Origin of the sequence: Micromonospora maris AB-18-032 (assembly GCF_000204155.1) — a bacterium.
In the GTDB taxonomy this organism is placed as follows: Bacteria; Actinomycetota; Actinomycetes; order Mycobacteriales; family Micromonosporaceae; genus Micromonospora; species Micromonospora gifhornensis.
Window position 1 is genome coordinate 1365203 of sequence record NC_015434.1, and the last position, 25829, is coordinate 1391031.

The window sequence follows — 25829 nt, forward strand, 5'->3', positions numbered from 1 at the left end:
GTGTGCTCACCCGGCCCGGCTGACCCCCCGCTCGGGCGTGAAGCCTGTCAGCGCCGGCTCAGGCGTAGAAGCGGTACAGCCCACGGGCGACGACCGCCGGCTTGGTGCCGCCTTCGATCTCGATGGTCTGGTCGACGGCGATCTGGTAGCCACCCCGGACCTCGGTGACCTCGGCGATGGTGGCCCGCATGCGCACCCGGGAACCGACAGTGACCGGCGCCGGGAAGCGGACCTTGTCCAGGCCGTAGTTCACCTTCGTGGTCACCCCCTTGACCTCCAGCAGCTCGGTCCAGAAGGGAACGGCCAGCGAGAGGGTGAGGAAGCCGTGCGCGATCGGCGCGCCGAACGGGCCGGTCTTCGCCCGCTCCGGGTCGACGTGGATCCACTGGTGGTCGTCGGTGGCGTCGGCGAAGAGGTTCACCTGGTCCTGGGTGACCGTCCGGTACTCGGTGTAACCGAGGTCGGTGCCGGCGAGGTCGGCGAGCTGGTCGTAGGCGATGGTGGTCGTCATGGCGGTTCCTCTCGTCGTCACCGGGCAAGGCGCAGCAGTCGGGCCGCGTTGTCCTTGAGGATGCCCGGAAGCACGTCGGGCTTGAGGTCGGTGGCCGCCACATCGCGCAGCCAGCGGTCGGGGGTGATCAGTGGATAGTCGGTGCCGAAGAGCACCCGGTGCTTGAGCATCGAGTTGGCGTAGCGCACCAACTCGGCCGGGAAGTACTTCGGGCTCCAGCCGGACAGGTCGATCCAGGTGTTGTGCTTGTGGGTGGCCACCGACAGCGCTTCGTCCTGCCACGGCACCGACGGGTGGGCCATGATGATCTGCAGGTCCGGGAAGTCGGCGGCGATCGGGTCGAGCAGCATCGGGTTGGACAGCCCCAGCCGCAGCCCGTAGCCGCCCGGTGTGCCCGCGCCGATGCCGGTCTGTCCGGTGTGGAAGATGGCGGGCAGGCCCGCGCGCTCGATCAGCGCCCACAGCGGCGCGTACTTCTCGTGGCTCGGGTCGAAACCCTGCACGGTGGGGTGGAACTTGAAGCCGCGTACGCCCTCGTCGGAGATCAAGCGGGCGGCGAGTTCGAGGGCCGCTTCACCGGTGCGCGGATCGACCGAGCCGAAGGGGATCAGCACGTCGGCGTGCTCGGCCGCGGCGCGGGCGATGTCGGCGCTGGACAACGGCGGATGCTTGAGCTGCGTACGGGCGTCGACGGTGAAGACGACGGCGGCCATGTTGCGCTCGCGGTAGTACTGCGCCACCGCGTCGACGGCCGGTCGCGGCCCGTCGGTGCGGAAGTACTTCGACACCGCCGCCACCAGTGGCTCGGGCAGCGAGGCGTGACCGTGGTCGTCGACCTCGATGTGGACGTGCATGTCGATCGCCGTGACGGCGTCGAGGTCGATCGCGGGCTGGTACATGAGGGGCACCTTCGTCGGGCGGGGTGGCGTCAGGGGCGGTCAGGAGGCCGCGGGCTGGAACTCCTCGGGGAGCTCGGGGAAGCGTTCGCCGACGCTCTGCAGGGCGGCGGCGAACTCGGTCGGCCAGGCCTGCACCAGCGCCTCGTAGCTCCAGCCGCCCTCGTGGTAGGCGGTCAGCGCCGCCTCCGGGTGGGTCCAGATCTGCAGGCGGTCGCCGCCGACGCCGATCACCTGGCCGGTCACCCCGGCCGCCGCGTCGGAGCCGAGGAAGGCGATCAGCCCGGCCACGTCGTCGGCGGTGCCGAAGCCGAGGTCGTGGCGGAAGAACGCGGGCATCGGCTCGCCGTTCGCCTCGGCCTGCACGGCGGCGGCGAAGTAGGGCACGGTCGCGGTCATCGCGGTCGCCGCCACCGGTACGACGGTGTTTGCGGTGATGCCGGCCCGCTTGAGCTCCAGCGCCCAGGTGCGGACCATGCCCACGATGCCCGCCTTGGCGGCCGCGTAGTTGGTCTGGCCGAAGGTGCCCCGCTGCCCGGTGGGCGAGCCGATGCAGATGATCCGGCCGCCCTCGCCGGCCTGCCGCATGTGCAGCACCGCCTCGCGCACGGTAGTGAAGGTGCCGCGCAGGTGCACGTTGATCACCGTGTCGAAGTCGTCGTCGCTCATCTTCCACAGCACCGTGTCGCGCAGCACGCCCGCGTTGGTGACCAGGATGTCGAGTCGCCCGAACTCCTCGACCGCGGCGGTGACCAGTTGCTTCGCCGTCTCGGTGGGGCCGACCGGTGCGGTCACCGCGACGGCCCGCCCACCGGACGCCTGGATCGCCGCGACCGCGTCGGCTGTGACACCGGCATCGACGTCGTTGACCACGACGGACGCCCCCCGGCGGGCCAGCTCCTTGGCGTAGGCGAGGCCGAGACCTCGACCGGATCCGGTGACGATCGCGACTTTGCCGTCCAGTGGTGACATAGAGGTGCTCCTTTGCGTCCACGCCGATCTGAGCACGAACCGTTGAAAAAGTCAATTATTTGTGAAGCTTGCTACCATCGTCGTCATGTCCCCTATCGGAAAGACCCGGCCGACCGGACGCGACCGGCTGCGGGACAGCGTGCTCGCCGGGGACCTGAGCTTTCTGCTGGCCCGCGCCAACGCCCTCACCCTCGCCGCGGCCAACGCGGCGTTGGCCGAACACGGGCTCAAGGCCCGCTCCTACTCGGTGCTCGCGCTCGCCGCCGACGACGTCCGTCCCACCCAGCGGGAACTTGCCGAGTTCCTGCGGCTGGATCCGAGTCAGGTCGTGGCGCTCGTCGACGGGCTGGAGAAACGCCAGCTCGTCGAGCGCCAGACCGACCCCGCCGACCGTCGCGCCAACGTCCTCGTCGCCACCGACGCCGGTCGGGCCCTGTTCGCTCAGGCCCAGGAATCCGCGCGGGCCGTGGAGCTGGGCCTGCTGGCCGCCGTCACGCCGCAGGACCATGAGCGGCTGGCCCAACTGCTGCGGCTGCTGGCCTTCCCCGACTGACGCCGTGACCGGGCGGCACCTGCGATGGCACCGCCCGGTCCCGGTCTGCACCCGTGCGACCGCTACGCGGCGCAGTCGACGGCCGCGTGTCCGCGGATCACCGCGGTCGTCACCGCCTCACCGTCGAGTGACCCGGTGACACGTACCGTCGCCGTGCCGGTCGGCAGGGCCGCCACCCGCGTGGCGAACTGCTGGAAGGCGTTGCCGCCCGGTGCCACGCCCGCGAACGACCGCTCGCCGTACGCGGTCTCCAGCGCGATCTCCACCGGCGCGACGTGGTCGTTGCGCACCTGCACCGCCACGTACGCCCGGCCGGCGATGCACCGGGCCTGCACGGTCACCGTGACCGGCAGCACCGGTCGCACCTGGGGCTCGGGAGACCAGCGGATCCAGGTGTCGGCAAGCGGCACCTGACCCACGCCGGGCTTCGACCAGTCACAGACGCCGCCGGGGAAGACCGCCTGCAGGCGCTGCCACTGCTCGTCGGTGAAGCTCACCCCGTACGACTCCCGGTTCAGGGGCGTGAGCTGGCACTTGAGCACGGCGGAGGTGGTCGGTCCGCCGGCGACCACACGCGGGTTGCGGTGCAACGGGAACAGCTGGTTGCACTGGGCCGCCGGGTCCAGGGTCAGCGCCTCGGTGATCCGGTCGCCGTTGGCCGCGATGCAGCCGTCGGCCAGGCCCTCGGGCCGGGACAGCCGGGTCAACGTCACGTCGTCCAGCTTCGGCTGCGCCGCGGCCAGCGCGGTCCGGGCGGTCAGCCAGGTCTCCATGCCCTCCAGGGCGAGGGTCGAGGCGGTGTTGGCGGCAGCGCCCGGCGCGGCGGTGATGCTGATGTGGTTGTCGGCGTTGCCGTTGGCCGCGACGATCCGCTCCCGCATCGTCCAGGACCGGAACCGGTCGTGGAAGTCGCCGGACGGGTCGGTGTAGCCCCGGGTCTCGATGATCGGCGTCCAGCGCAGACCGCCGTCGAACTGGTTGACCCGGCCGGTCTCGTACGCCACCTTGATCGCGTCGACGTCCGCCGAGGTGCGCTGCGGGGTGCGGTTGCCCTGGACGTCGAGGCCGCCGATGCCCTCGTTGAGCCGGACGAACTGCTCCGGGCTGATCGTGCCCGCCTGGAGGGTCTGCAGGCCGTACTGCACGCCGACCGTGTCCGGAATGATCGGCCGGCCGAAGCCGGTGGCCGGGTCGACGCCGTACACGTTGGAGATGAAGTCGGCCATCGCGCAGCGGATGCCGGTCGGGTTGGTGACCGGGTGGTACCGCTGCGCCGCCGGGACGTGGCTCGGGCAGTTGGCCGGCCAGTCGACACCGTCGAAGAACTGGTAGCCGAAGCAGGTGTTCGGGCTGGCGAAGCCGGTCACCGCGGTGTGCTGCGCGGTGGACAGACCGGCGGCGGAGGCGGCCTGGCTGATGAAGCGGCACTCGTGACCACTGACGGTCGTGGAGCGCTCGTCCGGGTAGCCGATCTGGCCGATCACGCCGTCGATGATGCCGGGGTACGCGTTGGAGATCAGCAACTGCTGCATGGTGCCGGCCGAGCCACCCCAGCCCATGGTGAAGGCGGGCACCCCGTACGTCTCGATGAAGTGCTCCTTGACCATCATCGCGGTCTCGGCGGAGGTCACGTCGTTGCAGTTGTTGGCGAACACGTTGAACGTGGAACTGGCCACCGCGTAACCCCGGCTGAGCAGGCCGTGGTCCAGCACCCCGCCGGTGCTGGTGGCCTGGGTGTAGCCGATGCCGCAGGCGCCGCCGAAGGTGTAGACCAGCCGCTCGTTCCAGCCGTCGGTGGCCGTCCACGGGTCGGGCAGGGCGGTGCCCGGCTGGTGCAGCAGCGCGATCTCGTAGACCGCCCGGTTGATGGTGCCCCGCTCGATGCGTACGACGTACGGCACGGTGCGGCCGTCGATCGTGGTGGTCGTGGCCACGTTGCCGGGCAGCGGGCCGTCGGGCAGGGCGGTGAAGCTGCCGGCGGTGGTGCGGTACTGGTACGTCACCCGGGGTGCCGCCACGTGGCAGTTCTCGTCGACCGGCCCGAGGTTCCAGGGGCTGCCGGAGGCGGTGCAGAACAGCGGGATGTGCGGGCCGGAGAAGACCGGGCCCTGCGCGGGGTGGTTGACAAGCGTCACGTCGGCCGTCGGGCGGCCCTGCCCGTTGCCGTTGGACCGGATCTGGAGGGTGTTGTCGCCCAGCGCCAGGTCGTCGACCAGGCCGAGCAGCGTACGACCGTCGCCGATCGGGCGGAACTGGCTGGTCAGGTTGCGGCCGTCGAGGTGGACCTTCACCTGGTGCGGCGGAACGTTGCGGGGCACGCCGATGCGGACCAGGGCGTCCCCGCCGCTGACCAGGTCGGCGCGGGTGGAGACGACCTCCACGTCGAAGGTGCGGTCGACGCCTGCCTGGGGCGGCGGTGCGGCCAGGGCGGGCACCGCTGGGCCGCCGACAAGTGTGCTGGCGACGATCGCGGTCAGGGCGAGTTTCCAGGTTCGTTGCGGAGATTTCTCCCGGGATCGACGTGAGTGCATAGCAGGGCCCCTTTCAGCCGGGAACGGGCGGCTGGACCTCCTGGTCACATGTGCACGGGGAACCTAATGCGAATTCTGATCGCGCGTCAACGAATCTGCAATGTATCTACTTCAGACGCGACTTCGCGCCGTCTGCCGCATGGTCGGGAGTCTGGACGAGCTCCTCGAAACGCTGCTGCGCCGGCCGGGCCAACGCCGCGGAGGTCTCCAGGAACATCGCCCGCGCCTGGGCGCGGGGGAAGGAGGCGGGCAGGAACATGGCCGGCAGGTCGGGATCCTCGCCCACCAGCGCCCGCCAGTCGTTGACCATCTCGGTACGCCGCACGAGCGCCTGCGCGGGTGACACCTCGCCCGCGGCGGCCGGCCAGACCAGATCCCGGTAACGCTCCAGAAAGGACTGGTAGCCGGCAGCCAACTCGTCGATCCGCCACGCCGCCTCGAGCCGGGCCCGGCCACCGGGCAGCAGATCCAGGTCGGTGGCGCGCAACACCACCGCATCACTGACGCCGAGCTCGCTCAACTGCTCGCGTACCTCGTCGAAACGGTCGTGCGGGGTGACCCAGGTGCCGTCGTACAACGGCGAGAAGGTCAACCAGCGCAGCCGGGCCCGCAGCAGCCGACGCTGGTTCGCGTCGTCAAGCGGCAGGGTGAACGCGATAAGGGTCCACCTGCCGTCCCAGCTGCTCTCGTCGGTGCTGGCGAAGATGCGCCGGCCCCCGCGCCGCAGGATCTGCGCCGCCGACTCGGTCAACCGGTAGCTGGTCCGGCGGCCCTCCTTGGTCCGCTCCAGCACCCCGCGCTGGGTCAGCCGGCTGAGCGTCGCGCGGGCGTTGGCCGGCGCGATGTCGAATTCGGCAAGCACCGCGACCAGGCCGCCGGAGGGCAGCGGCGCGTGCCCGGCGCGCCAGTAGTCCCCGAGCAACGTCACAAGCAGCCGTTGCGCCCGCGCCCGCCCGACCGCCGCCGCGCCGTCCGTGGGCGGCTCCAGCGCGTGATGGAGGTCGGACATCCGGATAAATTACTGCGTCTCAGAACGCGTCGGCGACGGCACCCGACCGGGCGGCCGGCGGTACGAGGTGCCCAGCGCCCGGGACAGCACCCGGCCTGCCGCCTGCACCAGCGGCGCCAGCGCCAACGGGTCCGCGCGGTCGTGGGCCACCACCAGCGAGATGGCGGCCACCACACCGTCTGATCCCCGGATGGGCGCGGCGACCGAGAGCGCGTCCATGGTGACCTGGCGGTCGCTGACCGCGTACCCGACCCGACGTACCTCGGCCAGGCACCGACGCAACCGTCTCGGGTCGGTGATGGTCAGCTCGGTGTAGCGCTCCAGCGGTGCGGCCAGCACCTGCTCCTGGACCTCGGCCGGCGCGTAGGCGAGCAGGACCAGCCCGACCCCGGTGGCGTGCAGCGCGAACCGCCCCCCGACCCGGGTGAGCACCGGCACCGCGTGCCGCCCGGCGATCCGCTCGATGAAGACGAGTTCCAGGCCCTGCCGGACGGCGAGCTGGACGTTCTCGTGGGTGACCTCGTAGAGGTCTTCCATGATCGGTAGGGCCAGCTCCCGCAGCCCCAGACCCCGGGGTGCGAGGGAACCCACCTCCCACAGCCGCAGGCCGATGCGGTACCGCCCGTCGTCGCCACGCTCCAGCGCGCCCCAGGCGACCAGTTCCGCCGCGCGGCGGTGGGCGGTGGGCAGCGGCAGCCCGGCGCGGCGGGCCAGCTCGGTCAGGGTCAACGCCGGGGTGGCGGGGGTGAACGCGTCCAGCAGCGCCAGCACCTTGCTGGTGACCGATCGGCCGGGCTGCGCGTCCACCCCGCCATCATCCCGCCTGCGCCGGGCGCGTCACAGCTCCAGCACGAGCCGGGGCGTACGGGCCCGGGACACGCAGATCATCATGGTGTCCCCGGCCGCCCGTTCCTCCTCGGTGAGCAGGCTGTCCCGGTGGTCCGGCACCCCGGCCAGCACGGTGGTCTCGCAGGTGCCGCAGGTGCCCTCCCGGCAGGAGGAGAGCACCTGCACGCCGGCCTCCTCGACCGCCTGGAGGATCGGCGTACCGGGCGGCACCGTCAGCGTCTGGCCGGAGATGGAGAGTTCCACCTCGACTGTCGTGTCGACGCCGTCGACGCCGGATGCCGGGGTGAACCGCTCGACGTGCAGGCAGCCGGGCGGCCAGCCGAGACAGTGCTGCTCCACCGCCGTGATCAGCGCCTCCGGGCCACAGCAGTAGACCAGCATCCCGGCCTCCGGGCGGCCGAGCAGTCCCGGCAGGTCGAGCAGGCCGGTCTCGTCCTGCGGGCACAGGGTCACCCGGTCGCCGTACTTCTCCCGCAGCGCGTCGGCGAAGGCCATGGTGGCGCGGCTGCGTCCGCCGTACACCAGTCGCCAGTCGGCACCGGCGGCGTCGGCAGCGGCGACCATCGGGCCGATCGGGGTGATGCCGATGCCCCCGGCGATGAAGAGGTATCGCGCTGCCGCGACCAGCGCGAAGTTGTTCCGGGGACCGCGCACCGTGACGGTGGCGCCGGGCGTCAGCCGGTCGTGCACCTGCCGCGAGCCGCCGCGCCCGTCCGGCTCGCGCTGCACCGCGATCCGCAGCCCGGACCGGTCCGCCGGGTCGCCGCAGAGCGAGTACTGGCGAACCAGGTCCGGGCCGAGCAGCAGATCCAGGTGTGCGCCCGGAGTCCACTGCGGAAGGTCACCCCCGTCGGGGCGGCCCAGGGTGAGTGCGACGACGTCGCGGGCCACCTGCTCCCGGGCGGTCACCACCAGGTCCCACTCGGTCACGCCGGCACCGCCGTCCGGGTCGGCAGCTCGGGCGCGGGCGGGGCGGGGGAGCGGTGGCCCTGCGGGTGGGCGAGCAGCCACTCCCACAGCTCCACCGGTTCCTCGGCGACCCGTTCGGCCCCGCAGTGGCAGACTCCGCGCAGGATGTCGGTGCCCGGCATCCAGTGGATCCGGTAGACCCGGTCACCGGTGAGCATGCCGGTCGGCCCGCTCACCGGGTCGCCTCCACCCTCCCCGCATCGACCAGGCGGGCCAGCAGCCGCCGGGCCGCCAGGCCGCCGGTGTCGATGTTGATGCTCAGTTCCTGGTACTTCTCCGGTTCGGCGGCGATCACCTGCTCCAGGATGTTCAGCGCGGTCACGTCCTGCATGACCACCGTGTGGTTGCTCTGGTGCAGGTACTCACTCACCGACTCGTCGTCGATGGCGAAGTCCCGGGCCACCGCCCAGAAGTCGTACGTGGTGTGCTCGGTCGACGGGGTGATGGCGTACACGATCTCGGCGTGGAACGCCTCGTTGTCCTCGCCCTGCGCCGGCGGGTAGACGCCCTGCGGCGCGATCCGGCTGTGCAGCAGGTACAGGCACGGCGGGTGGTACTCGATGTCCTGCCAGCGGGTGATCCGGCCCTGGATGCCTGTGGAACGCGCGTAGAAGGGCGGGCACTCGGCGTCGTCCATGTGCCGGCTGACGTAGACGATGCCGCGTTCGTCGTCCACCTCCGTGGTGATCGGGGTGTTCGCCACCTCGGGCGTGCCGATGTAGCCACCGTGCAGATAGGTCTCGTGGGACAGGTCCATCAGGTTGTCCACCAGCAGGCCGTACCGCGCGTTCAGCGGTGCCATCCCGCGCACCACCGCGTAGCGTGGGTCGGTCAGCCAGGGAGCGCGGGGGATGGTGGCCGGATCGGCCCGGTCCCGGTCACCGATGAACACCCAGACGAACGAGTCCTGCTCCACCACCGGGTACGCCGCCACCCGGGCGGTACGCGGAATGCGCTGCTGACCCGGCACGAAGACGCAGGAGCCGGTCCGGTCGTAGGTGAAGCCGTGGTATCCACAGACGATGGTGTCGCCATCGAGCCGGCTCTCCGACAACGGGTAGCGCCGGTGCACACACCGGTCGGCAAGTGCCACCGCCTCCCCGGCACCCGTGCGGTACAGCACCAACGGCTCACCCAGCACCGTACGGGCCAGCAACTCCCGCCCGACCTCGCTGCCGTAGGCCGCCACGTACCACTGGTCACGTGCGAACGCCATGGGGACCTCCTCCTGAGACGAACCAGCCGGATCATCCCGTGACCCACGCGTGATCGGGACCACAGCTTTCACTGAATGAAAGCCGAGGATGACTCGATCATCGGGGCGGTTCTGGTTAGGGTGTGACGTCGTGCTCGGCGGAAGACTCCACATTGGGGCGGGTGCTGGATGACGATCACTGCGAATGACGTGGAACTCGTCACCGCGGCGCGGTCGGGCGACAGGTCGGCGCGTGAGCAGCTCATCGCCGCGCATCTGCCGCTGCTCTACAACATCGTCGGTCGGGCCCTGCACGGTCACGCCGACATCGACGATGTGGTGCAGGAGACCCTGGTCCGGGTGATCCGTGACCTGCCCGCGTTGCGTGCCCCGGAGAGCTTCCGGTCCTGGCTGGTCGCGATCGCGGTACGGCAGATCGCCAGCCACCGCCAGCGGGTGCGCACCGCCACCCACCGGGCCAGCGCCGTCGACCCTGCCGACCTGCTGGCCGCCGGTGGCGACGTCGCGGACGAGGCGATTCTGCGGCTGCACCTGACCGACCAGCGCCGTCAGGTCGTCGAAGCGAGCCGCTGGCTCGACCCCGCGCACCGCCCGATGCTGGCCCTGTGGTGGCAGGAGTGCGCCGGCCAGTTGACCCGCCGGGAGGTGGCCGCCGCCTGTGACACCCGGGTCGCGCACGTCGGCGTACGCCTGCAACGGATGCGCGAACAACTCGAACTGAGCCGTGGCATCGTCGCGGCACTCGCCGCGCAGCCGCGCTGCGCCGGGCTGGCCACCGCCGTCGACGGCTGGGACGGCGCGCCCACTCCGGTGTGGCGCAAGCGGATCGCCCGGCACACCCGCGCCTGCCCGACCTGCTCGACGTGCACCGGGGGCCAGGTGCCGACCGAGCGGTTGCTGCTGGGCATCGCGCCGCTGGCGGTGCCGGCCGGGCTCGTCGCCGCGCTCGCCGCCAAGGGCCTGCTGACCACGACCACCACGACCACCGTGGCCACGCCGACGCTGGTGGCGGCCTCCACCGCGGCGACCACCAACGGAGGTACCCCCGCTCTGCTGTTCGGCAAGATCTCCCAGGTGGTCGGTGCCCACCCGATGGCGGGCCTGGCTGCCGGTGCGGTCCTGCTCGCCGGTGCGGTGGCGGTCGTGGTGCAGTCCGGGGCGACGCCGACCCCACCGGCCATCGCGGCACCCACCTCGGTGGCGCCCGCAGCGGGGCGCATCGCGCCGTCGCCCACCACCTCCCCGGCCCAGCCGTCCCTGGCCCGGCGGTCCCCGGTCCCGTCGCCGCCGGTCGCACCACCACCGGCGCCACCCGCGCCACCGCCGTCGTCGGCCACGCCGCCGTCGAGCCGGCCGGCCATCGCACCGGGCACCATCGGTGTGGGCGTCTGGTCACTGGAGTCGGCCAGGAAGGCCGGCCGATACCTCAGCCACGACGGCAAGTACGCCACCCTCGGCACGGTCGACGGGTCCAGCCCGAAATCGGCCCGGCAGCGAGCCACCTTCGCCGTCCAACGCGGGCTGGCCGACCCGAACTGCGTCACCCTGCTCGCCACCGACGGTCGCTACCTGCGGCACTGGGGGATGCAGGTGCAGCTCAGCCCCGAGGAGAACTCGACGATCTTCCGCGAGGACGCGACCTTCTGCCCTGAGCCGGGGGCAAGCAGCGGATCGGTGACCCTGCGGTCGTACAACTACCCGTCGCACGTGGTGCACCACCGCGACGGGGGTTTCTGGCTGGACGTTCCCGACGGCAGCTCGGCCTTCGCGGCCGACAGTGCGTTCGTCGTACGGGATCCCTGGGCCTGACCCGATTTCCGTTATCCATGGGTCGGTCACGCAGTCTCCCACTGTGTGAGGTGCCGTCGGTCACGCGTGGACGTCCCGGAGTGGACGTGTCAGTTTCGTTCCCCGGGAAACGAACTCCGGGGGTGGGGTGGTCGTGGCTGAGCACATCGAGCAGCCGCCCCCGCCGCTGCCGGCCACCGAACCCGCGGAACATCCACCGATGCGCCCGCTGTGGTTGTGTCGCCGGTGCGGTCAACCGTGGCCGTGCACGCAGGCCAAGCTCGCCCTGCTCGCCGACTATGCCGGCAACCCGGTCAGCCTGCGCCTCTACCTGGCCGGCTGCCTGTGCGACGCCATCGACGACCTGCACCGGCTCAGCCCCAGCGTCACCGGCAGCGCCGTCGACATGTTCGATCGCTTCCTGGGCTGGCCGGGCCAGCTCGCCCGCGCCTACCGGGTGACCCGCCGCTCCGGTGGCGGTCCGGGGCGGCCCTCCGGCGACGCTTCGCCGGGTGGCCGGTCGCTGCCGGTGCCGCCGCCGGCGGTCACCGGGCGCACGGAGCGTTCAGAAGAGGGTTGTGGGCTCGACCGGGATCGGCCTCGGTAGGGGCGCCAGTTCGGGCAGGCGGGCGCGTACCTCGTCGTGGAAGCGGCGGGCGAGCGTCGGCGCCTGCGCGTTGTCCGGGGTGTGGATGAAGACGGTAGGTGAACGTCCCTCGCGCAGCCAGCCGACGGTGATGTCGACCCAGCGCTGCCATCCGTCGACCGTGCGGTCCGGGTCGTCACGGCCGAGATAGCGGACGATCGGCTGGTCGGTCAGCGCCTCCGTACGCAGTGGGGTGCGGGGCTTCTTCACCCAGGCGTCCCGCTCGGCGTCGCTGGTCGGCGGGCTGGCGAAGAACGCGGTGGTGTCGAACGGCACCCACTCGGCACCGGCCCGGGTGAGCACCTCCGTCAGCTCTCGCGCCGCCCGGGCGTCGGTGAAGAACTCGGGATGGCGTACCTCGACGGCGCACCGGTGACTGCTCGGCATCCGGCGCAGGAAGCGGGCCAGAGTGGGTACGTCCGTCGGCGCGAACGACTGGGGGAGTTGCACCCAGAGCGCGTGGGCGCGGGGGCCCAGCGGCTCGATCGCGTCCAGGAAGGCCCGCATCGGCTCGGTGACGTCGGTGAGCCGATGGTCGTGCGTCACCACCTTCGGCAGCTTCGGCACGAATCGGAAGCTCGCGTCGGTCTGTCGTGCCCAGGAGGCCACGGTGTCCCGCGCCGGGGTCGCGTAGAAGGTGGTGTTGCCCTCGACGGCGTCGCACCAGCCGGCGTAGTGCCGCAGGCGTTCCTCGGCCGGCAGCGGATGCGCCAGCAGCCGGCCCTGCCACGCCTTGTGTGTCCACATGGCACAGCCGACGTGCAGCCGCATCTCCGGCGACCTCCCCTCACTCGCCGGCGAGCCTACCCACCGAGGCGACGAAGTCGAGGATGCGCCGGCTCACGAACTCGGGACGTTCCAACGGCAGGCCGTGGCCGGCCCCGGGCACGATCTCGGCGCGCACCGACGCAATCAACGCCTCCGCCCGGGCCACCGCCTGCGCGGGATGCAGCAGCGAACTACGTTCGGCCACCACCAACTGCACAGGTACGCCGATGGAGCGCAGTTCGTCGTCGGTGAACGGCCGGGCGGCAGCGGCCCGACCGGAGCGCCAGTACCGGGCGGCGATCATGACGGGCGCGAGTTGCTCGGCGGGCTCCACGAGCGCGGCGTTGGCCAGCCGGTCGGCGAACCAGGCCCGGGTGCTGCGGGGTGCCAACGTCGCCAGGGCACCCGCGATCAGGTTGGCGTAGAACTTGACCGGCACCTTCTGCAGCCCGCCGGGGTCGAGCAGGGTGACCGACGCCAGCCGGGCGGGCTGGTGCACCGCGTGAGCCAGGGCCAGGTAGCCGCCGTAGGACATGCCGACCAGGTGTACGCCGTCAAGTCCGAGGCCGGCGAGGGTCTCCTCGATCCAGGCGGCGTCGTCGGCGCTGTCCTGTACCGGTGCGGACTGCACGCTGCGGCCCGGGTCGTCGACGGAGTCCAGCGCGTAGACGGGGTGGTGCTCGCCGAGCGTGGCGACGTGCCGGTACCAGTTGGCGGAGTTGCCCTGTGCCCCGTGCAGCAGCACGAGGGGTTGGCCCTGACCAGCGCCGTGGCGGTAGGCGCGGACCGTGCCGAACCGGGTCTGCACGTCGAACTCCTGCCGGGGCTGCGGCCAGGCCTGCATCGCCACGTCGTACGCCTGCAGGAAGCGTTCCCGCGTCGCGTCGCTGGTGAATCGGCCGACCTTCGTCTGCCTGGTCTTCGCCATGCGAACCTCCCCGTCTTGGTGGTACGGCCGTACTATACACTCGTACTACCAAAGGTGACCAGGGAGGGTGACGGTGCCGAAACTGTCCGACCACGACGAGCGTCGAGGGCAGATCCTCGCCGCGCTCCTGCGCATCGCGGCCAGTCGTGGGCTGCACGCCGCGAGCATGCGGACGGTGGCCGCCGAGGCGGGCGTCTCGGTCAGCACCGTGCAGTACTACTTCCACAGCAAGGAGCAGCTGCTCTTCGCCGGCCTGCGACACCAGGCCGAGATGGTCGGCCGGCGGGTCGCCGGCAGCATGCCGACCGGTGCCGGCCGGGACGGCGTACGCGCCTGGTTGGTCCAGATCATCCCCGTCGACGTCGAGCAGCGCGCCGCGTACACCGTCTTCGCCGCCTACCACGCGCTCGCACTGACCGACCCGGCGCTGGCCGAGCTCTCCTACAGCCGGTACTCCCGCGATCTGGAGGCGTTGCTCGGCGACCTGCTCCGCGCGGCGCAACGAGCCGGCGAGGTCTCCGACGAGTGCGACGTCGAGGCGGAGGCGGTCAACCTGCTGGCCCTGGCGACCGGCCTGGCCGACGGGGTGATGGCGGCGATGCGGACGCCCGAGGCGGCCCTCGCCCTGCTGGACTACCAGCTCGACCGACTCTTCGCCGGTGCTCAGCGACCGGCGTCGGCGCGTTCGACGGAGAGGTGCGATACCCCGGAGGTCGCGTCGATGTCGTAGCGGTCGGTGGCCGTCTCCCACTGCGGGGCGGTGAACGTGCTGCCGCCGGCTACCCCGGAGTGGGTGGTGCCGTCGATGGTGACCGAGCCGGCGCCACCGCCCGCGCGCACCTGGACCGGCGCATCGGTGCCGAGGCGTACGACGACCTGGCTGGCGCCGCCGCCGAGCACGACGCGTTGGGTGCCGGTGGGTGCGGGCAGCGTCAGCTCGATCCGGTTCGCGCCCGCGGTGAATTCGACCCCGTTGACCTGGCCGTTGCTCAGGTCCAGGTGCTGCTCCTTGGCTCCGCCGTCGAGCCGGATGTGCCAGCGTACCGACTCGCGCAGCACCACCTCGACGATCGCCGGACCGTCCTTACCGGTGCCGCGCAGGCTGGTCATCAGGGTGTCGTCGGTGCGCGAGACGGCCGGCCGGACGCTGGCGTCGCGCGGGGTGGACACCCGGTAGGCGTCCTCGCCCAGGTCGGCGGTGCGCACCCGGATCACGTCGGCACCGTCGAGCAGGACGAAGGTGGCCTCCTGGAGATCGTCGGCGGCGCCGGTGACGACGTGCCCGGCTCGCCCGTCGCCGCGTACCGTCACCCAGGTCCAGCTGGCGACCAGCACCACCACCACGAGCACCAGCACGCCGCCGAGCCACCACCAGAGCTGTCGCCCGCCGCTCGTCCGCGCGTCGTCCATCTCGCCTCCCGCACCTCGGTGACTGTTGCGGGCTACTACCCACCGCGCCCGTCACCGACGCTTACGTACCGGGGCGCACCATCGTTCGACGACGATGCGCCCCGGCGATGGTGTCTGCTCAGGCCCGCGACCACTTCTGGTTGGCGGCACCGGTGCAGTCCCACAGTTGCAGTCGGCCGCCGTTGGCGGGGTTGTTGTCCCGGACGTCGACACAGCGGTTCGCGTTGAGGTTGACCAGGTCTCCGGCGGCGTTGAGGGTGAAGCGTTGGGCCGGGTTGCCGTTGCAGGTGACCAGGTTGACCTCGGTGCCGTTGGCGGTGCCGGCCCAGGCCGGGTCCATGCACTTGCCCATGGCGCGGATGGTGCCGTCGGCGGCGAAGGTCCACGCCTGTGCCGCGGTGGTGTTGCAGTCCCAGATCTGCAGCGGCGCGCCGTCGTACGGGTTGGCGCTGGGGATGTCGATGCAGCGACCGCTCTGCTGGCCGCGGATGCGGGTGGTGCCGGTGTTGCCGTCCGGGACGTAGCCGTAAACGCGGACGTAGTCGACGAGCATCTGCTGCGGGAACTGGGTGCTGCCGTCCGGGTAGCCGGGCCAGTTACCGCCCACCGCCACGTTGAGGATCATGAAGAAGGGGTGGTCGTAGACCCAGCGGCTGCCGCCGAGGCGGCTCGGGTCGACCCGGAAGAACTCCTGGCCGTCGAGGTACCACCGGATGACGTTCGGTTCCCAGTCCACCCGGTAGGTGTGGAAGGCATCGGCCAGCGGCTGCCCGATGGTGCGGCTGCCGCCGATCCCGCCGCCGCCGGAGTAACCAGGCCCGTGGATGGTGCCGTGCACGGTGTTGGGTTCCCGGCCGACGTTCTCCATGATGTCGATCTCGCCCGAGGCCGGCCAGCCGACGTTGCCGAAGTCGCTGCCGAGCATCCAGAACGCGGGCCAGATGCCCTGCCCCCGGGGGATCTTGATACGGGCCTCGAACCGGCCGTACGCCTGGTTGAAGGTGGCCGCGGTCAGCAGCCGCGCCGAGGTGTACTCGCACCGGCCGTAGTGGCACTGGTAGTTGGCCGGGTTCTCCCGCCGGGCGGTGATGACCAGGTTGCCCTGGCCGTCGTGCACAGCGTTGCTGGTGCTGTTGGTGTAGTACTGCCGTTCGTTGTTGCCCCAGCCGTGGCCGCCGATGTCGAAGCGCCACTTGGACTGGTCGACCGGGGTGCCGGCCGGGGCGTTGAACTCGTCCTGCCAGGTGAGCCCGCCGATGGCGGCGGCGGCCGGGGTGGCGTTCACGGGTACGACGAGGGTGCTGGCGACGAGGGCCGCGACCAGGACGGCGGCCGGCCGTCGGAGCCTGCGGGAGATGACGGACATGGCTGATCTCCTTGAGGTGGACGGACTGAGCGGACGCCCCGGCGAGGGAGGGAGAGCGCTCTCCTTATCGCAGTCTGTCGATATGAATGAATATAGTCAAGGTTGTTAACAACGATCTTGTCCGGGCGCGCAGCGTCAACCTGGGGTTGACGGGAGCGATGCGTCAACCTACGGTTGACGCATGACGAATCCTGTCCAGATGACCAGCACGGTCCGGCTCGACGACCTGATCCAGACCATCAAGCAGACCCACACCGACGCCCTCGATCAACTCGCCGGCGCGGTCCTGGTCGCCGACCACATCGGCGAAGTGGCCGACCATCTGATCGGCCACTTCGTCGACCAGGCCCGACGCTCCGGCGCGTCGTGGACCGAGATCGGCCGCAGCATGGGGGTGAGCAAGCAGGCCGCGCAGAAGCGCTTCGTCGCCGGGACGATGGACCCGCAGGAGGGCTTCCAGCGGTTCACCCCGCGCGCCCGCAACGTGGTGGCTGCCGCGCACAACGAGGCGAAGGCCGCCGGCAGCGCCCACACCACCCCGGCGCACCTGGTGCTCGGGCTGCTCGCCGAGCCGGAGGCCCTGGCGGCGAAGGCACTGGCCGCCGCCGGTGTGTCGGCCGAGGCGGTACGGGAGGCCGCCACCGCCGCGCTGCCACCGGCGGCCGACGAGGCGCCCGACCTGATCCCGTACGACGCGGCGAGCAAGAAGGCGCTGGAGCTGACCTTCCGGGAGGCGCTGCGGCTCGGGCACAACTACATCGGCACCGAGCACATCCTGCTGGCGCTGCTGGAGCAGGAGGACGGCGACGGAGTGCTGACCGGGCTCGGGGTGACCAAGGCCGCCACGGAGGCGAACATCGTGGCGACCCTGGACAAGCTCCGGGTGTTCGAATAGGTGATCAGTCGGCGGTGGGGAAGCCGTACCGGGCGGCGTGCTCCGGGTCGGCCGGGTCGATCTGGCGCAGGCCGGTGTCGGCGAGGCGCTTGTTCACCTCGTCGAGGTGCTCGCGCACCAGCCGGGCCTCCTCCTCGGTGACCCGCCCCCGGTGCGGCTTGCCCGCGTGCTCGATGGTGCCGTAGTCGATCTTCTCGGTGGCCCGCCGCGCCTTGGGCGGGCGTACCCGCTCGGCGGTCTTGAGCAGTTGGGCCATCGGCATGTCGGTGGCCATCGCGTCGAACTCGCTCGCGGTCAGCACCACCCGGCGCGGCTCGCCGTGGCCGTGCCGGTCATGGATCTCAATCACCGCCACGTCCAGCGCGGCGTCGTCGAGGCTCTCCACCTCCACCGGTGTCGCGTCCAGCTGCACGGGCCCGGCCACCAGGTCAGGGTGCTCGAGGACGACGACGCGGACGGCCTCGTCGTCGGGGCCCAGCACCGTGCCGCTGAAGTCGGAGACGCGGATCGTCTTCTTGCCCATGGGTGCGCTAGCTCCTGTCGTAACCGGTCGGAGGACCAGCAGACGTTACCCGACAGGTGTGCGAACGGCGGTGCTGGCTCGCCGTCGGAGTCGGCGCGGCCACTCGGGCTGCGGCGGGGAGAAAACGGCGGTCGCCGCCGGGTCAGTGCGTGTTGAGATGGCGGGCCGAACTGCCCACCGGAAGTCGGTTCAGCGCCTCCCAGGACAGCGGGCCGGTACGGCGGCTGCGGTGTGGCGGTTGGTCGGGGAATCGTCGCGCGGCGTGGCCGTCCGGCCAGATCCGGGTGAGGTCCTGCTGGTGACGGTCGTGCGGTTGCATCGGCATGAGCCCACCGTTCCAGAGAAAGTTGTACATGTATGGAATTGGGTATGACGGTAGACCGCTGACCGGGGTTCCGGTGCCCAGCGAAGATCACGCCGAGGTCACTCGTGCCGAGGTCTCGCGCCGACGCGTTCCGGCCGGACGGTCGGCGTCGCAGCCCCGATCCGTCGTACGGTGGGCGGGCGGCAGCGACGGCGCAGGAGGTGGACGGTGCGTGACCGGCGGCTCCAGTTGCACCTGGCCACCTGGCTGGGGCGGTGGCCGGCACCCGCGGGACTGCACGTGGTCGGTTCCTGGCGACGCAGTCAGCCGGCCTGGGACGGTCGACTGCGACCGGCGATCGCGGTCACCGCCGGCGCCAGCACCGTGCTGTCCGTACCGACCGACCGGGTCGCCGCGGTACGCGACCTGGCCCGCCGGCCCGACACGCTGCTGCCCACCCTGCCGGCGGCGGTCGGCGAGCCGGGCTGGGCGGTGCACGACGACGTGTTCCGCTGGACCATGGCACCCGCGCCACTGCCCGAGGTCGGCGAGTGGGTCGCCCCCACCATCCTCGGCCTGCCGTCCTGGCTGCGGCTGTTCGACCGGCCCGTGCTGGTGGTCCGCGACGATCAGGGCCGCTACCTGGCCGGTGTCGGGATCAAGCGGCACGACCACTTCGGTCACGAGCTGGCGGTGGGCACGGTGCCCTCAGCCCGCGGGCGCGGACTGGCACGGCGGCTGGTCGCCCAGGCGGCCCGGCGGGTGCTCGACGAGGGTGCCGTGCCGACCTATCTGCACGACCGGGCCAACGCTGCCTCGGCAAGGGTCGCCGAGGCGGCCGGCTTCCCGGACCGGGGCTGGCGGTCGTACGGGGTCTACCCCAGTTGACCTGCGACGGCAGGGCGCGGACCGTGGATCCCGGGCCGGATCCACGGTCCGCAGCCTCCCCCCAGGTCCGCGTGCGGCTCGCTGCCGATCACGCTACGTATCCGATTGCTTCCACGGCAAGCATCCAACGTCGATTCACTGCTGTCCAATAGTGGACTTGACCAGCGCAAACGGGTCAGTGGCGCAGGGTGCGAAGCAGTTCGACGATCTGCCGGGTGACTGGCCGCAGCACCCGCAGCCGGGAGAGCGAGACCAGCCGGTCGATCAACGGCACCGCGCCGTCGATCAGCGCCCGGGTACGGGCCTGCCCCGGCGAGCGGTCGTAGACCCAGTAGAGCACTATCCCCATGTACGCCAGCCAGAGCAGTTCGGGCAGGTGGGGACGCAGTTCCGGGTCGACCTTGGTGGTGGAGCCGCTCAACACCTCGTCGAACAGTGCGATGGAGGCCTGGCGCGGGCCGCTCGACTCGGGCGAAAAGGGGCTCAGTGGTGAAGTGGGCTCCGCGGCGACCTTGAAGACGCTGGCTGCGAAGTCGTGCGAGGGGGTCGACACGTCGATGGCCGCGTGCAGCACCCCGGCCAGTCGGCCGGCGAAGGTCGTCTCCCGCTCCAACACCGGTCGTGCCGCGGCCCGGTGCTCCTCCTCGGTCCGGGTGTAGAACTCCTGGATCAGGCGTTCCTTGGAGTCGAAGTAGTAGTAGGCGTTGCCGACCGCCACCCCGGCCTCCTGGGCGATGGCGCGCATGGTGGTGCGGGCGTACCCGCGCTCGCGGAACAGCCGCATCGCGGTTTCCAGGATCAACTGCCGGGTCTGCTCGCCCCGGGCGGTCGTCGCCTCACCCGCAGCGGTCGTCGGCACAGACTGGTCGGTCATCCGGGCCACCGTATCCCGCCGGACCGTCGAGCGACGGCGGCCCTGCTTCGCGGACACGTTCGCGAAGCGCCGAGGCGGCGGCCACCACCCGTCGAGCCAACGGCAGCAGGTGCGGTGCGGCCAGGCGCTCGGCCGTCGCCCGGTACTCGGCAAGCGCCCACAGGCAGGCGAACCAGGCGCCGTCGCCGACGTACACCGCCCCGGTGTCGGCCACCACCGTGATGTCGCGCAGGGTCGCGGCATGGTCCAGGCCGGGGAAGCGCTGCCGGGCCTCGGCCGAGCCGGCCGGCACGAACTCCAGGGGTACGAGTTGCGCCCGCGACGCCAGCCAGCCACGTGCCGCCCGGCACATCGGGCAGTGCGCGTCGTAGAGGACTGTGAAGTACCGGATGCCACCACCCCCGTGCGTGGTGGCATCCGGCATCCCACCAGCCCGGTCCGGGCCGTGGGTGCTCATCGGGGCGGCGCCGGCGGGTGCGTGGGCGTGTTCGCCGGCGGAGGTGCCGCCGGGTTCGCCGGCGGAGGTGCGGCCGGGTGCACCGGTGGGTATGCGGCCGGGTGTGCCGGGCGCTGGCCGGGCGCGGCGGCCGGGTGGGGCTGCTGCATCGGCAGGAAGCCGGCCGGCGGCAGCGGCGGTGCGGTGGCCAGTTGACGTAGCCGGCTCTTCCGGTAGCGGTTGAGGGTGAAGACGTTGAAGAAGTGCAGAGCGCCGAGCACCAGCAGCACCAGGCCGATCTTCCAGGAGAGTTCCTCCATGGCCTCGCTTGTCGACTCGATCGGTTCGGAGTGGCGCATCGCCACCGTCACGTAGCCGAGGTTGAGCAGGTAGAACCCGACCACCAGGAGGTTGTTCACGGCGCGGGCGAGCCGCTCGTCGGAGAACACCTCCTCCAGGAAGACCAGCCCGTTGCGGGCCAGCGTCCGGGCCACCCAGACGGTCAGACCGATGCTGACCGCCAGGTAGACCAGGTACATCCAGACTTTGATGTCCATGCCACCGCGCTCCAATTTGAACGTGTTCAAGTATCGACACGAGCCAGCGTAGGGTGGAACTTGAACATGTTCAAGAGCGACGGTCGAGAGTGGCGTACGCCTCAGCCGGCCAGACCCAGCACCTCGGCGGCGGCTAGACCGTTGGCGTGGCTGGCGCCGTAGGTGATGACGAAGGCCCGCGTGCCGGTCGGCCGCCACCTGGCCGGCCAGCCCATCTCGACCACCGCCACCGGATGCGTACCGGCCAGCGCGGCGACCAGCTCCGGCCCGCCGGGCAACTGGTGCAGCCGCCGGCCGACAAGCACGATCGGCCGGTTGCCGGCCCGCCGCCGAAGCTCCTCCGGGTCGGCCTCGGTGGCCACCACCTCGATCAGCTCGGTGCCGTGCAGGTGCGGGCCGAGACCCCACGGCACCCGCCCCTGCACGACCGTCGACCGCGCGTGCACCTGTACCACCAGCGGATGGTCCAACCCGGCCAGTGAGCCCTCCACCCGGACGGCACGGCGGGCCGCCGCGTACCCCAGGTCGGCGGCGGCGACGGTGGTCGGGCCGGTGTCGCGGGTCCACGCGGCCAGTTCCGCGGCACGTCCGGCGGCCTGCTCGACCCGGTCCCGCGCCAGCCGGCCGTCGCCCACCGCCGTGACGATCTCGGTGGCCACCCGTTCGACCAGGCCGGCGTCCACCTTGGCGCCGATGCAGAGCAGGTCCGCGCCGGCGGCCAGGGCGCGTACCGCGCCGGGAGCGATCCCGCCGGCCGCGAGCGCGGCACCCTTCATCTCCAACGCGTCGGTGATCACCGCCCCGGTGAAGCCGTACTCCTGGCGGAGCAGGTCGACCAGGACGGCCCGGCTGAACGTGGCCGGCGCCGCGCCGGTCAGGGCCGGTACCCGGATGTGGGCGGTCATCACCGCCCTGGTTCCGGCCGCGATCACCGCGGCGAACGGCGGCAGGTCTCGGCGACGCAGCACCTCCGGCGGCACGTCCACGGTGGGCAGTTCGTGGTGGGAGTCGGTCACCGTCGCGCCGTGCCCGGGGAAGTGCTTGGCGCAGGCGGCCACCCCGGCGGCCTGGAGGCCGGCGACCGCGGCGGCGGAGTGTGCGGCGACCCGTGCCGGATCGGCGCCGAACGACCGGGTGCCGATCACCGGGTTGTCGTCGGTGCTGTTGACGTCGACGGTGGGCGCCAGGTTCACGGTGATGCCGAGCGCCGCCAACTCCCCGCCGATGGCCCGGTGGATGTCCCGGGTCAACGCCTCGTCGTCGATCGCGCCGAGCGCCGCGTTGCCCGGATACGGGCTGCCGGTGGCGTGCGCCAACCGGGTCACGTCGCCGCCCTCCTCGTCGATGCCCACGAGGACGTCGGCCCGAGCGGTGCGCAACGCGGCAGTGCTCGCCGCCACCCGTGCCGGTTCGTCGATGTTGCGGCCGAACAGGGTGTGCCCGGCCAGTCCGTCGGCGACCAACTCGACCGCCCAGTCGGGTGGGGTCGACCCCGGGTACGCGGCCAGCAGAGTGCCCAGGGCGAGCCGGCGAAGTCCGGGATCCAGCCGCACGGTTTCTCCTTCCGGTGCCGGCGGCGCTGATCGTGGTGCCGGATCGGCTGAGCGATCCGTTTCCACCCTGCCGATACGCTACGGCTACCCGTTCGTAGCAAAGTCATAGTTTGCAAAGCTCACTAAATTCGAGGACATGGCATGAGTGCGACCCGGCTCCCCGGCACCCCACGGCTGTTGCGGGCTCTCAACGACCGTGCGGCGCTGGAACTGCTGCTGGAGCAGGGGCCACTGACCCGGGCCCGGATCGGTGAGCTGACCGGCCTGTCCAAGGTCACCGCGTCCCAACTGGTGGAACGGTTGGAGGAACGCGGTCTGGTCACCCGGGTCGGTGAACAGGCCGGCGGGCGCGGGCCGAACGCCCAGCTCTACGCCGTGCGACCGGGCAGCGCGTACGTGGTCGGGGTGGACGTCGGTCCGGAGCGGGTGGTCGCCGCCTGCGCCGACATCACCGGCACGGTCGCCGGCCGGGTGGAACAGTCCACGAAGGACACCGACGATCCGGTGGGCGTGGTGCACAACGCCGTGGTCCAGGCGGCCAGCAGCGCCGGCGCCCAACTGTCGAGCGTACGGCGGATCGTGCTCGGCACCCCCGGCCTGGTCGATCCGGGCACCGGCGACATCACCTTCGCGTTCAACCTGCCCCGCTGGCACCGCGGCCTGCTCGCCGCGCTCCGCGACGACCTGGACACCCCTGTCGTCTTCGAGAACGACGTCAACCTCGCCGCGGTGGCCGAGGCGCAGTCCGGCGCGGCCCAGGGCATGTCCGACTTCGTGCTGGTCTGGATCGGTGCCGGCGTCGGTCTGGCGATCATGCTGGGCGGGCGGCTGCACCACGGCAGCAGCGGCGCGGCCGGCGAGATCGGCTACCTGCCGGTGCCCGGCGCACCGATCCCACGCGACGTGTCCCGCCGCGCCAAGCCGGCCTTCCAGCAGGTCGCCGGGGCGGACGCGATCCTTGCCCTGGCGCGCGAACACGGCTACCCCGACGGTGGCGCCGCCGAGGCGGTGAAGGCCGCCATCGCCGCCGGTACGGCCGGCGGACCGATGCTCGACGAGGTGGCCCGCCGACTCGCCCTCGGTGTGGCGAGCACCTGCGTGGTGCTGGACCCGCCGCTGGTCGTGCTCGCCGGGGAGGTCGGCCAGGCCGGCGGGGCCGCGCTGGCCGAGCGGGTGCAGCACGAGGTCGCCGCCATCACGCTGGTCCGCCCCCGGGTGGTGCCCACCGGCCTGCCCGAGGAGCCGATCCTGCGCGGCGCACTGCGCACCGCCCTCGACGCCGTCCGCGACGAGGTCTTCGGCTCCACGGTCGGCTGAGCGCCGACGCAGGCGTCAGATCAGGTCGCGGCGGCGGAACACGGCGAACGCGGTGGTGGTGAGCCCGGCGGTGCACAGCAGCAGGACCACGAGCGCCAGTTGCCAGGTCAGCGGGTACGTGCCATTGCAGTACCCGGTGAAGGCGTCAGCGCAGGGCGTGGCGTCCCAGAACCGCAGCTCGCCGGCCAGCCACGCGCCCACGTAGTTGCTGAGCAGCAGCTGGTCCGGCCGGGAGACGTCCAGGATCTGCATCATGATCCGCCCGCCCATCTCCCACACCACCAGGTAGGCAAGCACCGCGCCGACCGCCGCCGCGGTGTGCCGACCCATGGTGGCGAGGGCGAAGCCGATCGCCGTGGCGAACACCACCAACCCGACGCCCCGGCCCCACCGGGCGGCCAGGTCGGCCCAGAAGGTCGCATCGGTCGGCCCCGGATAGCCGGCGACCTGGGCGATGACCCAGAAGGTGACCAGGTACGCCACCGAGGCGAGCACCGACAACACCAGGACCGCGCCGAGCAGGGTGCCCAGTTTGGTGCCGAGCACGGTCAGCCGCTGGGGTCGCCACAGCAGCAGGTTGACCACCCCGCCGGAGTTCAGGTCGGCGCCGATGTAGGAGGCACCGACCAGGAAGCCGAACAGCACCAGGAAGGCCACCAGGAAGTACAGCAGCGCCTCGGCCTGCTGGGTGAAGGTGAACACGTCGGTGAGGTAGTTGGCAGCCGTCGGCGACCAACCCTGCACCACCGGATCGATCTCGCGGCAATCGGCGGGCAGGTAGTGGTTGCCGTCGTGGGCCCACGCCTCACCGCGGTCCCGGGCCAGGCAGCGGGCGTGCTCCCGCTCCATCACGCTGCGCTCGGCGGCGGCCTGCTGCTCGGCCGCGGCCACTTCGGCGCTCGTGGGTGTGTGTGAGCTGGCCAGGGTGGTCCCCGCCGTCACCACGAACGCCAACATCAGCAGGAGCACCATCAGCTGCACGAATCGGCGGGCGGCCAGCCGCTCCGCCTCGGCGCGGATCAGGTTCACGCCTGCACCCCCCGGAACTCGTCGAGGTCGATCGACGGTGCGCCGGACGGGCCGGGTGCGGATCCACCGTCGGTCTGCCGAGGGAGCGTCGGCTGCTGCCCGGCACCGGTCAACTCCAGGAAGACGCTCTCCAGATCCGGCCGTACCGGGGTCAGCTCGCGTACCCAGACATCCTGCTCGCCCAGCGTCCGGCTGATCAGCGTCGGGTCCGGTACCCCACCGACCACCAGGTGGTCGGCGTGGGCGGTGACGGTCAGCCCGGCGGCCTGCAGCAGTTGCTCGGCCCGGATCAGGTCGTCGGCGCGGACCAGACACTCGTTGCGGTCGAATCCGGCCAGCACCTCGGTCACCGGGCCGGCCGTCACCCGCCGCCCCCGCGAAATGATCGTGACGTGGTCGCAGATCAGTTGGATCTCGGCCAGGATGTGGCTGGAGACCAGCACGGTCACCCCATTGCCGGCCAGCGTGCGCATCAGGTCCCGCATCTCCCGGATGCCCGCCGGATCCAGCCCGTTGGCCGGTTCGTCGAGAATCAGCAGTTCAGGCCCTTTGAGCAGGGCCGAGGCCACGGCCAGTCGCTGCTTCATGCCCAGCGAGTAACCCTTTACCCGATCGTGGCCACGATCGCGCAGGCCGACCTGCTCCAGCACCTCGTCGACCCGGCTGACCGGTACGCCACCAGCCAGGGCGAGCAGCCGCAGGGTGCGGTGGCCGGTGAAGTTGCCGAAGAACTGCGGGCTCTCCACGATCGCGCCGACCCGGTGGGCCACCTGGGGCAGCGACTGCGGTGCGTCGGCGCCGAACACCCGCATCTGTCCCGCATCGGCGCGGACCAGCCCGAGCAACGCCCGCAGGGTGGTCGTCTTGCCCGACCCGTTGGGGCCCAGGAAGCCGTGCACCTGACCGGCCTCGACCAGCAGGTCGAAGCCGGCGACGGCGACCCGGTGGCCCTTACGTACGCTGCGGAAAGTCTTCCGCAGACCCTCGATTTCGATGACCCCGCTCACGCGGAGGGGCCCCGACGACGACTGGGCATGAACG

27 protein-coding genes and 1 pseudogene are annotated in these 25829 nt (G+C 71.6%); 7 read left to right on the forward strand and 21 right to left on the reverse strand.

The annotated features are described in order from the left end of the window. Nucleotides 1–58: 58 nt before the first annotated feature. From VAB18032_RS06265 to VAB18032_RS06275, 3 genes are read right to left on the reverse strand one after another with little or no spacing between them, the layout of a single operon-like run. Nucleotides 59–511: a MaoC family dehydratase gene (locus VAB18032_RS06265; protein WP_013731951.1), complete on the reverse strand. Its 453-nt coding sequence runs from the start codon at nt 509–511 to the stop codon at nt 59–61. A gap of 17 nt (nt 512–528) precedes the next feature. Further along, a complete protein-coding gene (locus VAB18032_RS06270) occupies nt 529–1410 on the reverse strand; it encodes a 4-hydroxyphenyl-beta-ketoacyl-CoA hydrolase (RefSeq protein WP_013731952.1) in 882 nt (293 codons plus the stop codon). Between the two features lie 39 nt (nt 1411–1449). After that, nucleotides 1450–2379: an SDR family NAD(P)-dependent oxidoreductase gene (locus VAB18032_RS06275; RefSeq protein WP_013731953.1), complete on the reverse strand. Its 930-nt coding sequence runs from the start codon at nt 2377–2379 to the stop codon at nt 1450–1452. Between the two features lie 85 nt (nt 2380–2464). On the opposite strand from VAB18032_RS06275, the gene VAB18032_RS06280 reads away from it, so the two are divergent. Then, nucleotides 2465–2932: a MarR family winged helix-turn-helix transcriptional regulator gene (locus VAB18032_RS06280; RefSeq protein ID WP_013731954.1), complete on the forward strand. Its 468-nt coding sequence runs from the start codon at nt 2465–2467 to the stop codon at nt 2930–2932. 62 nt (nt 2933–2994) lie between these two features. Here VAB18032_RS06280 and VAB18032_RS06285 read toward each other — a convergent pair whose 3' ends face one another. The 6 genes from VAB18032_RS06285 to VAB18032_RS06310 all read right to left on the reverse strand — a co-directional run bounded on the left by VAB18032_RS06285 (nt 2995) and on the right by VAB18032_RS06310 (nt 9506). Further along, nucleotides 2995–5463: a DUF6351 family protein gene (locus tag VAB18032_RS06285; protein WP_013731955.1), complete on the reverse strand. Its 2469-nt coding sequence runs from the start codon at nt 5461–5463 to the stop codon at nt 2995–2997. A 106-nt stretch (nt 5464–5569) separates the two neighbouring features. Next, nucleotides 5570–6472, reverse strand: a complete 903-nt coding sequence (locus VAB18032_RS06290) for a PaaX family transcriptional regulator (protein WP_013731956.1) — start codon at nt 6470–6472, stop codon at nt 5570–5572. A gap of 9 nt (nt 6473–6481) precedes the next feature. Beyond that, nucleotides 6482–7279 carry an IclR family transcriptional regulator gene (locus VAB18032_RS06295; RefSeq protein ID WP_013731957.1) on the reverse strand — a complete coding sequence of 266 codons (798 nt, stop codon included), beginning with the start codon at nt 7277–7279 and terminating at the stop codon, nt 6482–6484. A gap of 30 nt (nt 7280–7309) precedes the next feature. Continuing rightward, nucleotides 7310–8251 (reverse strand): PDR/VanB family oxidoreductase, encoded by a 942-nt coding sequence (locus VAB18032_RS06300; RefSeq protein WP_013731958.1) that lies wholly within the window; start codon nt 8249–8251, stop codon nt 7310–7312. After that, on the reverse strand, nt 8248–8466 hold the full coding sequence (locus tag VAB18032_RS06305; protein WP_013731959.1) for a hypothetical protein: 219 nt from the start codon (nt 8464–8466) through the stop codon (nt 8248–8250). Before VAB18032_RS06305 ends, VAB18032_RS06300 begins: the two co-directional genes overlap by 4 nt. After that, a complete protein-coding gene (locus tag VAB18032_RS06310; protein ID WP_013731960.1) occupies nt 8463–9506 on the reverse strand; it encodes an aromatic ring-hydroxylating oxygenase subunit alpha in 1044 nt (347 codons plus the stop codon). The genes VAB18032_RS06305 and VAB18032_RS06310 overlap by 4 nt, the downstream gene beginning before the upstream one ends. 168 nt (nt 9507–9674) lie before the next feature. On the opposite strand from VAB18032_RS06310, the gene VAB18032_RS06315 reads away from it, so the two are divergent. Together VAB18032_RS06315 and VAB18032_RS06320 are read left to right on the forward strand one after the other, a co-directional pair. After that, on the forward strand, nt 9675–11315 hold the full coding sequence (locus tag VAB18032_RS06315) for a sigma-70 family RNA polymerase sigma factor (protein WP_043719824.1): 1641 nt from the start codon (nt 9675–9677) through the stop codon (nt 11313–11315). Nucleotides 11316–11514: 199 nt separating this feature from the next. After that, nucleotides 11515–11757, forward strand: a pseudogene (locus tag VAB18032_RS06320) (hypothetical protein); the annotation flags it as partial. Nucleotides 11758–11859: 102 nt separating this feature from the next. Here VAB18032_RS06320 and VAB18032_RS06325 read toward each other — a convergent pair. Then, the gene (locus tag VAB18032_RS06325) at nt 11860–12687 is read right to left on the reverse strand and encodes a DUF72 domain-containing protein (protein WP_198408950.1); all 828 of its coding nucleotides are present in this window, start codon (nt 12685–12687) and stop codon (nt 11860–11862) included. Nucleotides 12688–12727: 40 nt separating this feature from the next. Next, the gene (locus VAB18032_RS06330) at nt 12728–13636 is read right to left on the reverse strand and encodes an alpha/beta fold hydrolase (RefSeq protein ID WP_013731964.1); all 909 of its coding nucleotides are present in this window, start codon (nt 13634–13636) and stop codon (nt 12728–12730) included. 73 nt (nt 13637–13709) lie between these two features. Here VAB18032_RS06330 and VAB18032_RS06335 point away from each other — a divergent pair, with 73 nt between their 5' ends. Beyond that, entirely contained in the window at nt 13710–14366 is a 657-nt protein-coding gene (locus tag VAB18032_RS06335) for a TetR/AcrR family transcriptional regulator (RefSeq protein ID WP_050814557.1), read from the forward strand. On the opposite strand, the gene VAB18032_RS31135 is transcribed toward VAB18032_RS06335, so the two are convergent. Together VAB18032_RS31135 and VAB18032_RS06345 are read right to left on the reverse strand one after the other, a co-directional pair. Beyond that, nucleotides 14300–15046, reverse strand: coding sequence for a hypothetical protein (locus VAB18032_RS31135; protein WP_013731966.1), 747 nt, complete (start codon nt 15044–15046; stop codon nt 14300–14302). The two genes, VAB18032_RS06335 and VAB18032_RS31135, sit on opposite strands and share 67 nt — an antisense overlap. Nucleotides 15047–15164: 118 nt before the next feature. Next, complete coding sequence (locus VAB18032_RS06345) at nt 15165–16412, reverse strand: glycoside hydrolase family 16 protein (RefSeq protein WP_013731967.1); 1248 nt, start codon at nt 16410–16412, stop codon at nt 15165–15167. Nucleotides 16413–16593: 181 nt separating this feature from the next. Here VAB18032_RS06345 and VAB18032_RS06350 point away from each other — a divergent pair, with 181 nt between their 5' ends. Beyond that, nucleotides 16594–17307, forward strand: coding sequence for a Clp protease N-terminal domain-containing protein (locus VAB18032_RS06350; RefSeq protein WP_043719826.1), 714 nt, complete (start codon nt 16594–16596; stop codon nt 17305–17307). Nucleotides 17308–17311: 4 nt separating this feature from the next. Here the strand turns inward: VAB18032_RS06350 and VAB18032_RS06355 are convergent, their stop codons facing one another. After that, entirely contained in the window at nt 17312–17830 is a 519-nt protein-coding gene (locus VAB18032_RS06355; protein WP_013731969.1) for a hypothetical protein, read from the reverse strand. 142 nt (nt 17831–17972) lie between these two features. Continuing rightward, nucleotides 17973–18155 carry a hypothetical protein gene (locus VAB18032_RS06360; RefSeq protein WP_043723222.1) on the reverse strand — a complete coding sequence of 61 codons (183 nt, stop codon included), beginning with the start codon at nt 18153–18155 and terminating at the stop codon, nt 17973–17975. Between the two features lie 207 nt (nt 18156–18362). On the opposite strand from VAB18032_RS06360, the gene VAB18032_RS06365 reads away from it, so the two are divergent. Continuing rightward, the gene (locus VAB18032_RS06365) at nt 18363–19022 is read left to right on the forward strand and encodes a GNAT family N-acetyltransferase (RefSeq protein WP_013731971.1); all 660 of its coding nucleotides are present in this window, start codon (nt 18363–18365) and stop codon (nt 19020–19022) included. A gap of 175 nt (nt 19023–19197) precedes the next feature. Here VAB18032_RS06365 and VAB18032_RS06370 read toward each other — a convergent pair whose 3' ends face one another. The 4 genes from VAB18032_RS06370 to VAB18032_RS06385 form a co-directional block, all read right to left on the reverse strand. Continuing rightward, a complete protein-coding gene (locus tag VAB18032_RS06370; RefSeq protein ID WP_043723225.1) occupies nt 19198–19896 on the reverse strand; it encodes a TetR/AcrR family transcriptional regulator in 699 nt (232 codons plus the stop codon). Further along, complete coding sequence (locus VAB18032_RS06375) at nt 19859–20353, reverse strand: thiol-disulfide oxidoreductase DCC family protein (protein WP_013731973.1); 495 nt, start codon at nt 20351–20353, stop codon at nt 19859–19861. Before VAB18032_RS06375 ends, VAB18032_RS06370 begins: the two co-directional genes overlap by 38 nt. Next, nucleotides 20350–20889: a hypothetical protein gene (locus VAB18032_RS06380; protein ID WP_013731974.1), complete on the reverse strand. Its 540-nt coding sequence runs from the start codon at nt 20887–20889 to the stop codon at nt 20350–20352. The genes VAB18032_RS06375 and VAB18032_RS06380 overlap by 4 nt, the downstream gene beginning before the upstream one ends. A 101-nt stretch (nt 20890–20990) precedes the next feature. Continuing rightward, the gene (locus VAB18032_RS06385; RefSeq protein WP_013731975.1) at nt 20991–22442 is read right to left on the reverse strand and encodes a glycoside hydrolase family 3 N-terminal domain-containing protein; all 1452 of its coding nucleotides are present in this window, start codon (nt 22440–22442) and stop codon (nt 20991–20993) included. 141 nt (nt 22443–22583) lie between these two features. On the opposite strand from VAB18032_RS06385, the gene VAB18032_RS06390 reads away from it, so the two are divergent. Beyond that, nucleotides 22584–23759, forward strand: a complete 1176-nt coding sequence (locus tag VAB18032_RS06390) for an ROK family transcriptional regulator (protein WP_013731976.1) — start codon at nt 22584–22586, stop codon at nt 23757–23759. 15 nt (nt 23760–23774) lie between these two features. On the opposite strand, the gene VAB18032_RS06395 is transcribed toward VAB18032_RS06390, so the two are convergent. Both VAB18032_RS06395 and VAB18032_RS06400 read right to left on the reverse strand, forming a co-directional pair. Further along, entirely contained in the window at nt 23775–24788 is a 1014-nt protein-coding gene (locus tag VAB18032_RS06395) for an ABC transporter permease subunit (RefSeq protein WP_013731977.1), read from the reverse strand. Then, the gene (locus tag VAB18032_RS06400; RefSeq protein ID WP_013731978.1) at nt 24785–25795 is read right to left on the reverse strand and encodes an ABC transporter ATP-binding protein; all 1011 of its coding nucleotides are present in this window, start codon (nt 25793–25795) and stop codon (nt 24785–24787) included. The genes VAB18032_RS06395 and VAB18032_RS06400 overlap by 4 nt, the downstream gene beginning before the upstream one ends. Nucleotides 25796–25829: the final 34 nt, after the last annotated feature.

Excerpts from the sequence above, each read along its gene's own strand:
- VAB18032_RS06265 (WP_013731951.1), bottom strand. The coding sequence starts at position 511 with ATGACGACCACCATCGCCTACGACCAGCTCGCCGACCTCGCCGGCACC.
- VAB18032_RS06270 (WP_013731952.1), bottom strand. The coding sequence starts at position 1,410 with ATGTACCAGCCCGCGATCGACCTCGACGCCGTCACGGCGATCGACATG.
- VAB18032_RS06275 (WP_013731953.1), bottom strand. The coding sequence starts at position 2,379 with ATGTCACCACTGGACGGCAAAGTCGCGATCGTCACCGGATCCGGTCGA.
- VAB18032_RS06280 (WP_013731954.1), top strand. The coding sequence starts at position 2,465 with ATGTCCCCTATCGGAAAGACCCGGCCGACCGGACGCGACCGGCTGCGG.
- VAB18032_RS06285 (WP_013731955.1), bottom strand. The coding sequence starts at position 5,463 with ATGCACTCACGTCGATCCCGGGAGAAATCTCCGCAACGAACCTGGAAA.
- VAB18032_RS06290 (WP_013731956.1), bottom strand. The coding sequence starts at position 6,472 with ATGTCCGACCTCCATCACGCGCTGGAGCCGCCCACGGACGGCGCGGCG.
- VAB18032_RS06310 (WP_013731960.1), bottom strand. The coding sequence starts at position 9,506 with ATGGCGTTCGCACGTGACCAGTGGTACGTGGCGGCCTACGGCAGCGAG.
- VAB18032_RS06315 (WP_043719824.1), top strand. The coding sequence starts at position 9,675 with ATGACGATCACTGCGAATGACGTGGAACTCGTCACCGCGGCGCGGTCG.
- VAB18032_RS06325 (WP_198408950.1), bottom strand. The coding sequence starts at position 12,687 with ATGTGGACACACAAGGCGTGGCAGGGCCGGCTGCTGGCGCATCCGCTG.
- VAB18032_RS06330 (WP_013731964.1), bottom strand. The coding sequence starts at position 13,636 with ATGGCGAAGACCAGGCAGACGAAGGTCGGCCGATTCACCAGCGACGCG.
- VAB18032_RS31135 (WP_013731966.1), bottom strand. The coding sequence starts at position 15,046 with ATGGACGACGCGCGGACGAGCGGCGGGCGACAGCTCTGGTGGTGGCTC.
- VAB18032_RS06345 (WP_013731967.1), bottom strand. The coding sequence starts at position 16,412 with ATGTCCGTCATCTCCCGCAGGCTCCGACGGCCGGCCGCCGTCCTGGTC.
- VAB18032_RS06350 (WP_043719826.1), top strand. The coding sequence starts at position 16,594 with ATGACGAATCCTGTCCAGATGACCAGCACGGTCCGGCTCGACGACCTG.
- VAB18032_RS06355 (WP_013731969.1), bottom strand. The coding sequence starts at position 17,830 with ATGGGCAAGAAGACGATCCGCGTCTCCGACTTCAGCGGCACGGTGCTG.
- VAB18032_RS06360 (WP_043723222.1), bottom strand. The coding sequence starts at position 18,155 with ATGCCGATGCAACCGCACGACCGTCACCAGCAGGACCTCACCCGGATC.
- VAB18032_RS06370 (WP_043723225.1), bottom strand. The coding sequence starts at position 19,896 with ATGACCGACCAGTCTGTGCCGACGACCGCTGCGGGTGAGGCGACGACC.
- VAB18032_RS06375 (WP_013731973.1), bottom strand. The coding sequence starts at position 20,353 with ATGAGCACCCACGGCCCGGACCGGGCTGGTGGGATGCCGGATGCCACC.
- VAB18032_RS06380 (WP_013731974.1), bottom strand. The coding sequence starts at position 20,889 with ATGGACATCAAAGTCTGGATGTACCTGGTCTACCTGGCGGTCAGCATC.
- VAB18032_RS06390 (WP_013731976.1), top strand. The coding sequence starts at position 22,584 with ATGAGTGCGACCCGGCTCCCCGGCACCCCACGGCTGTTGCGGGCTCTC.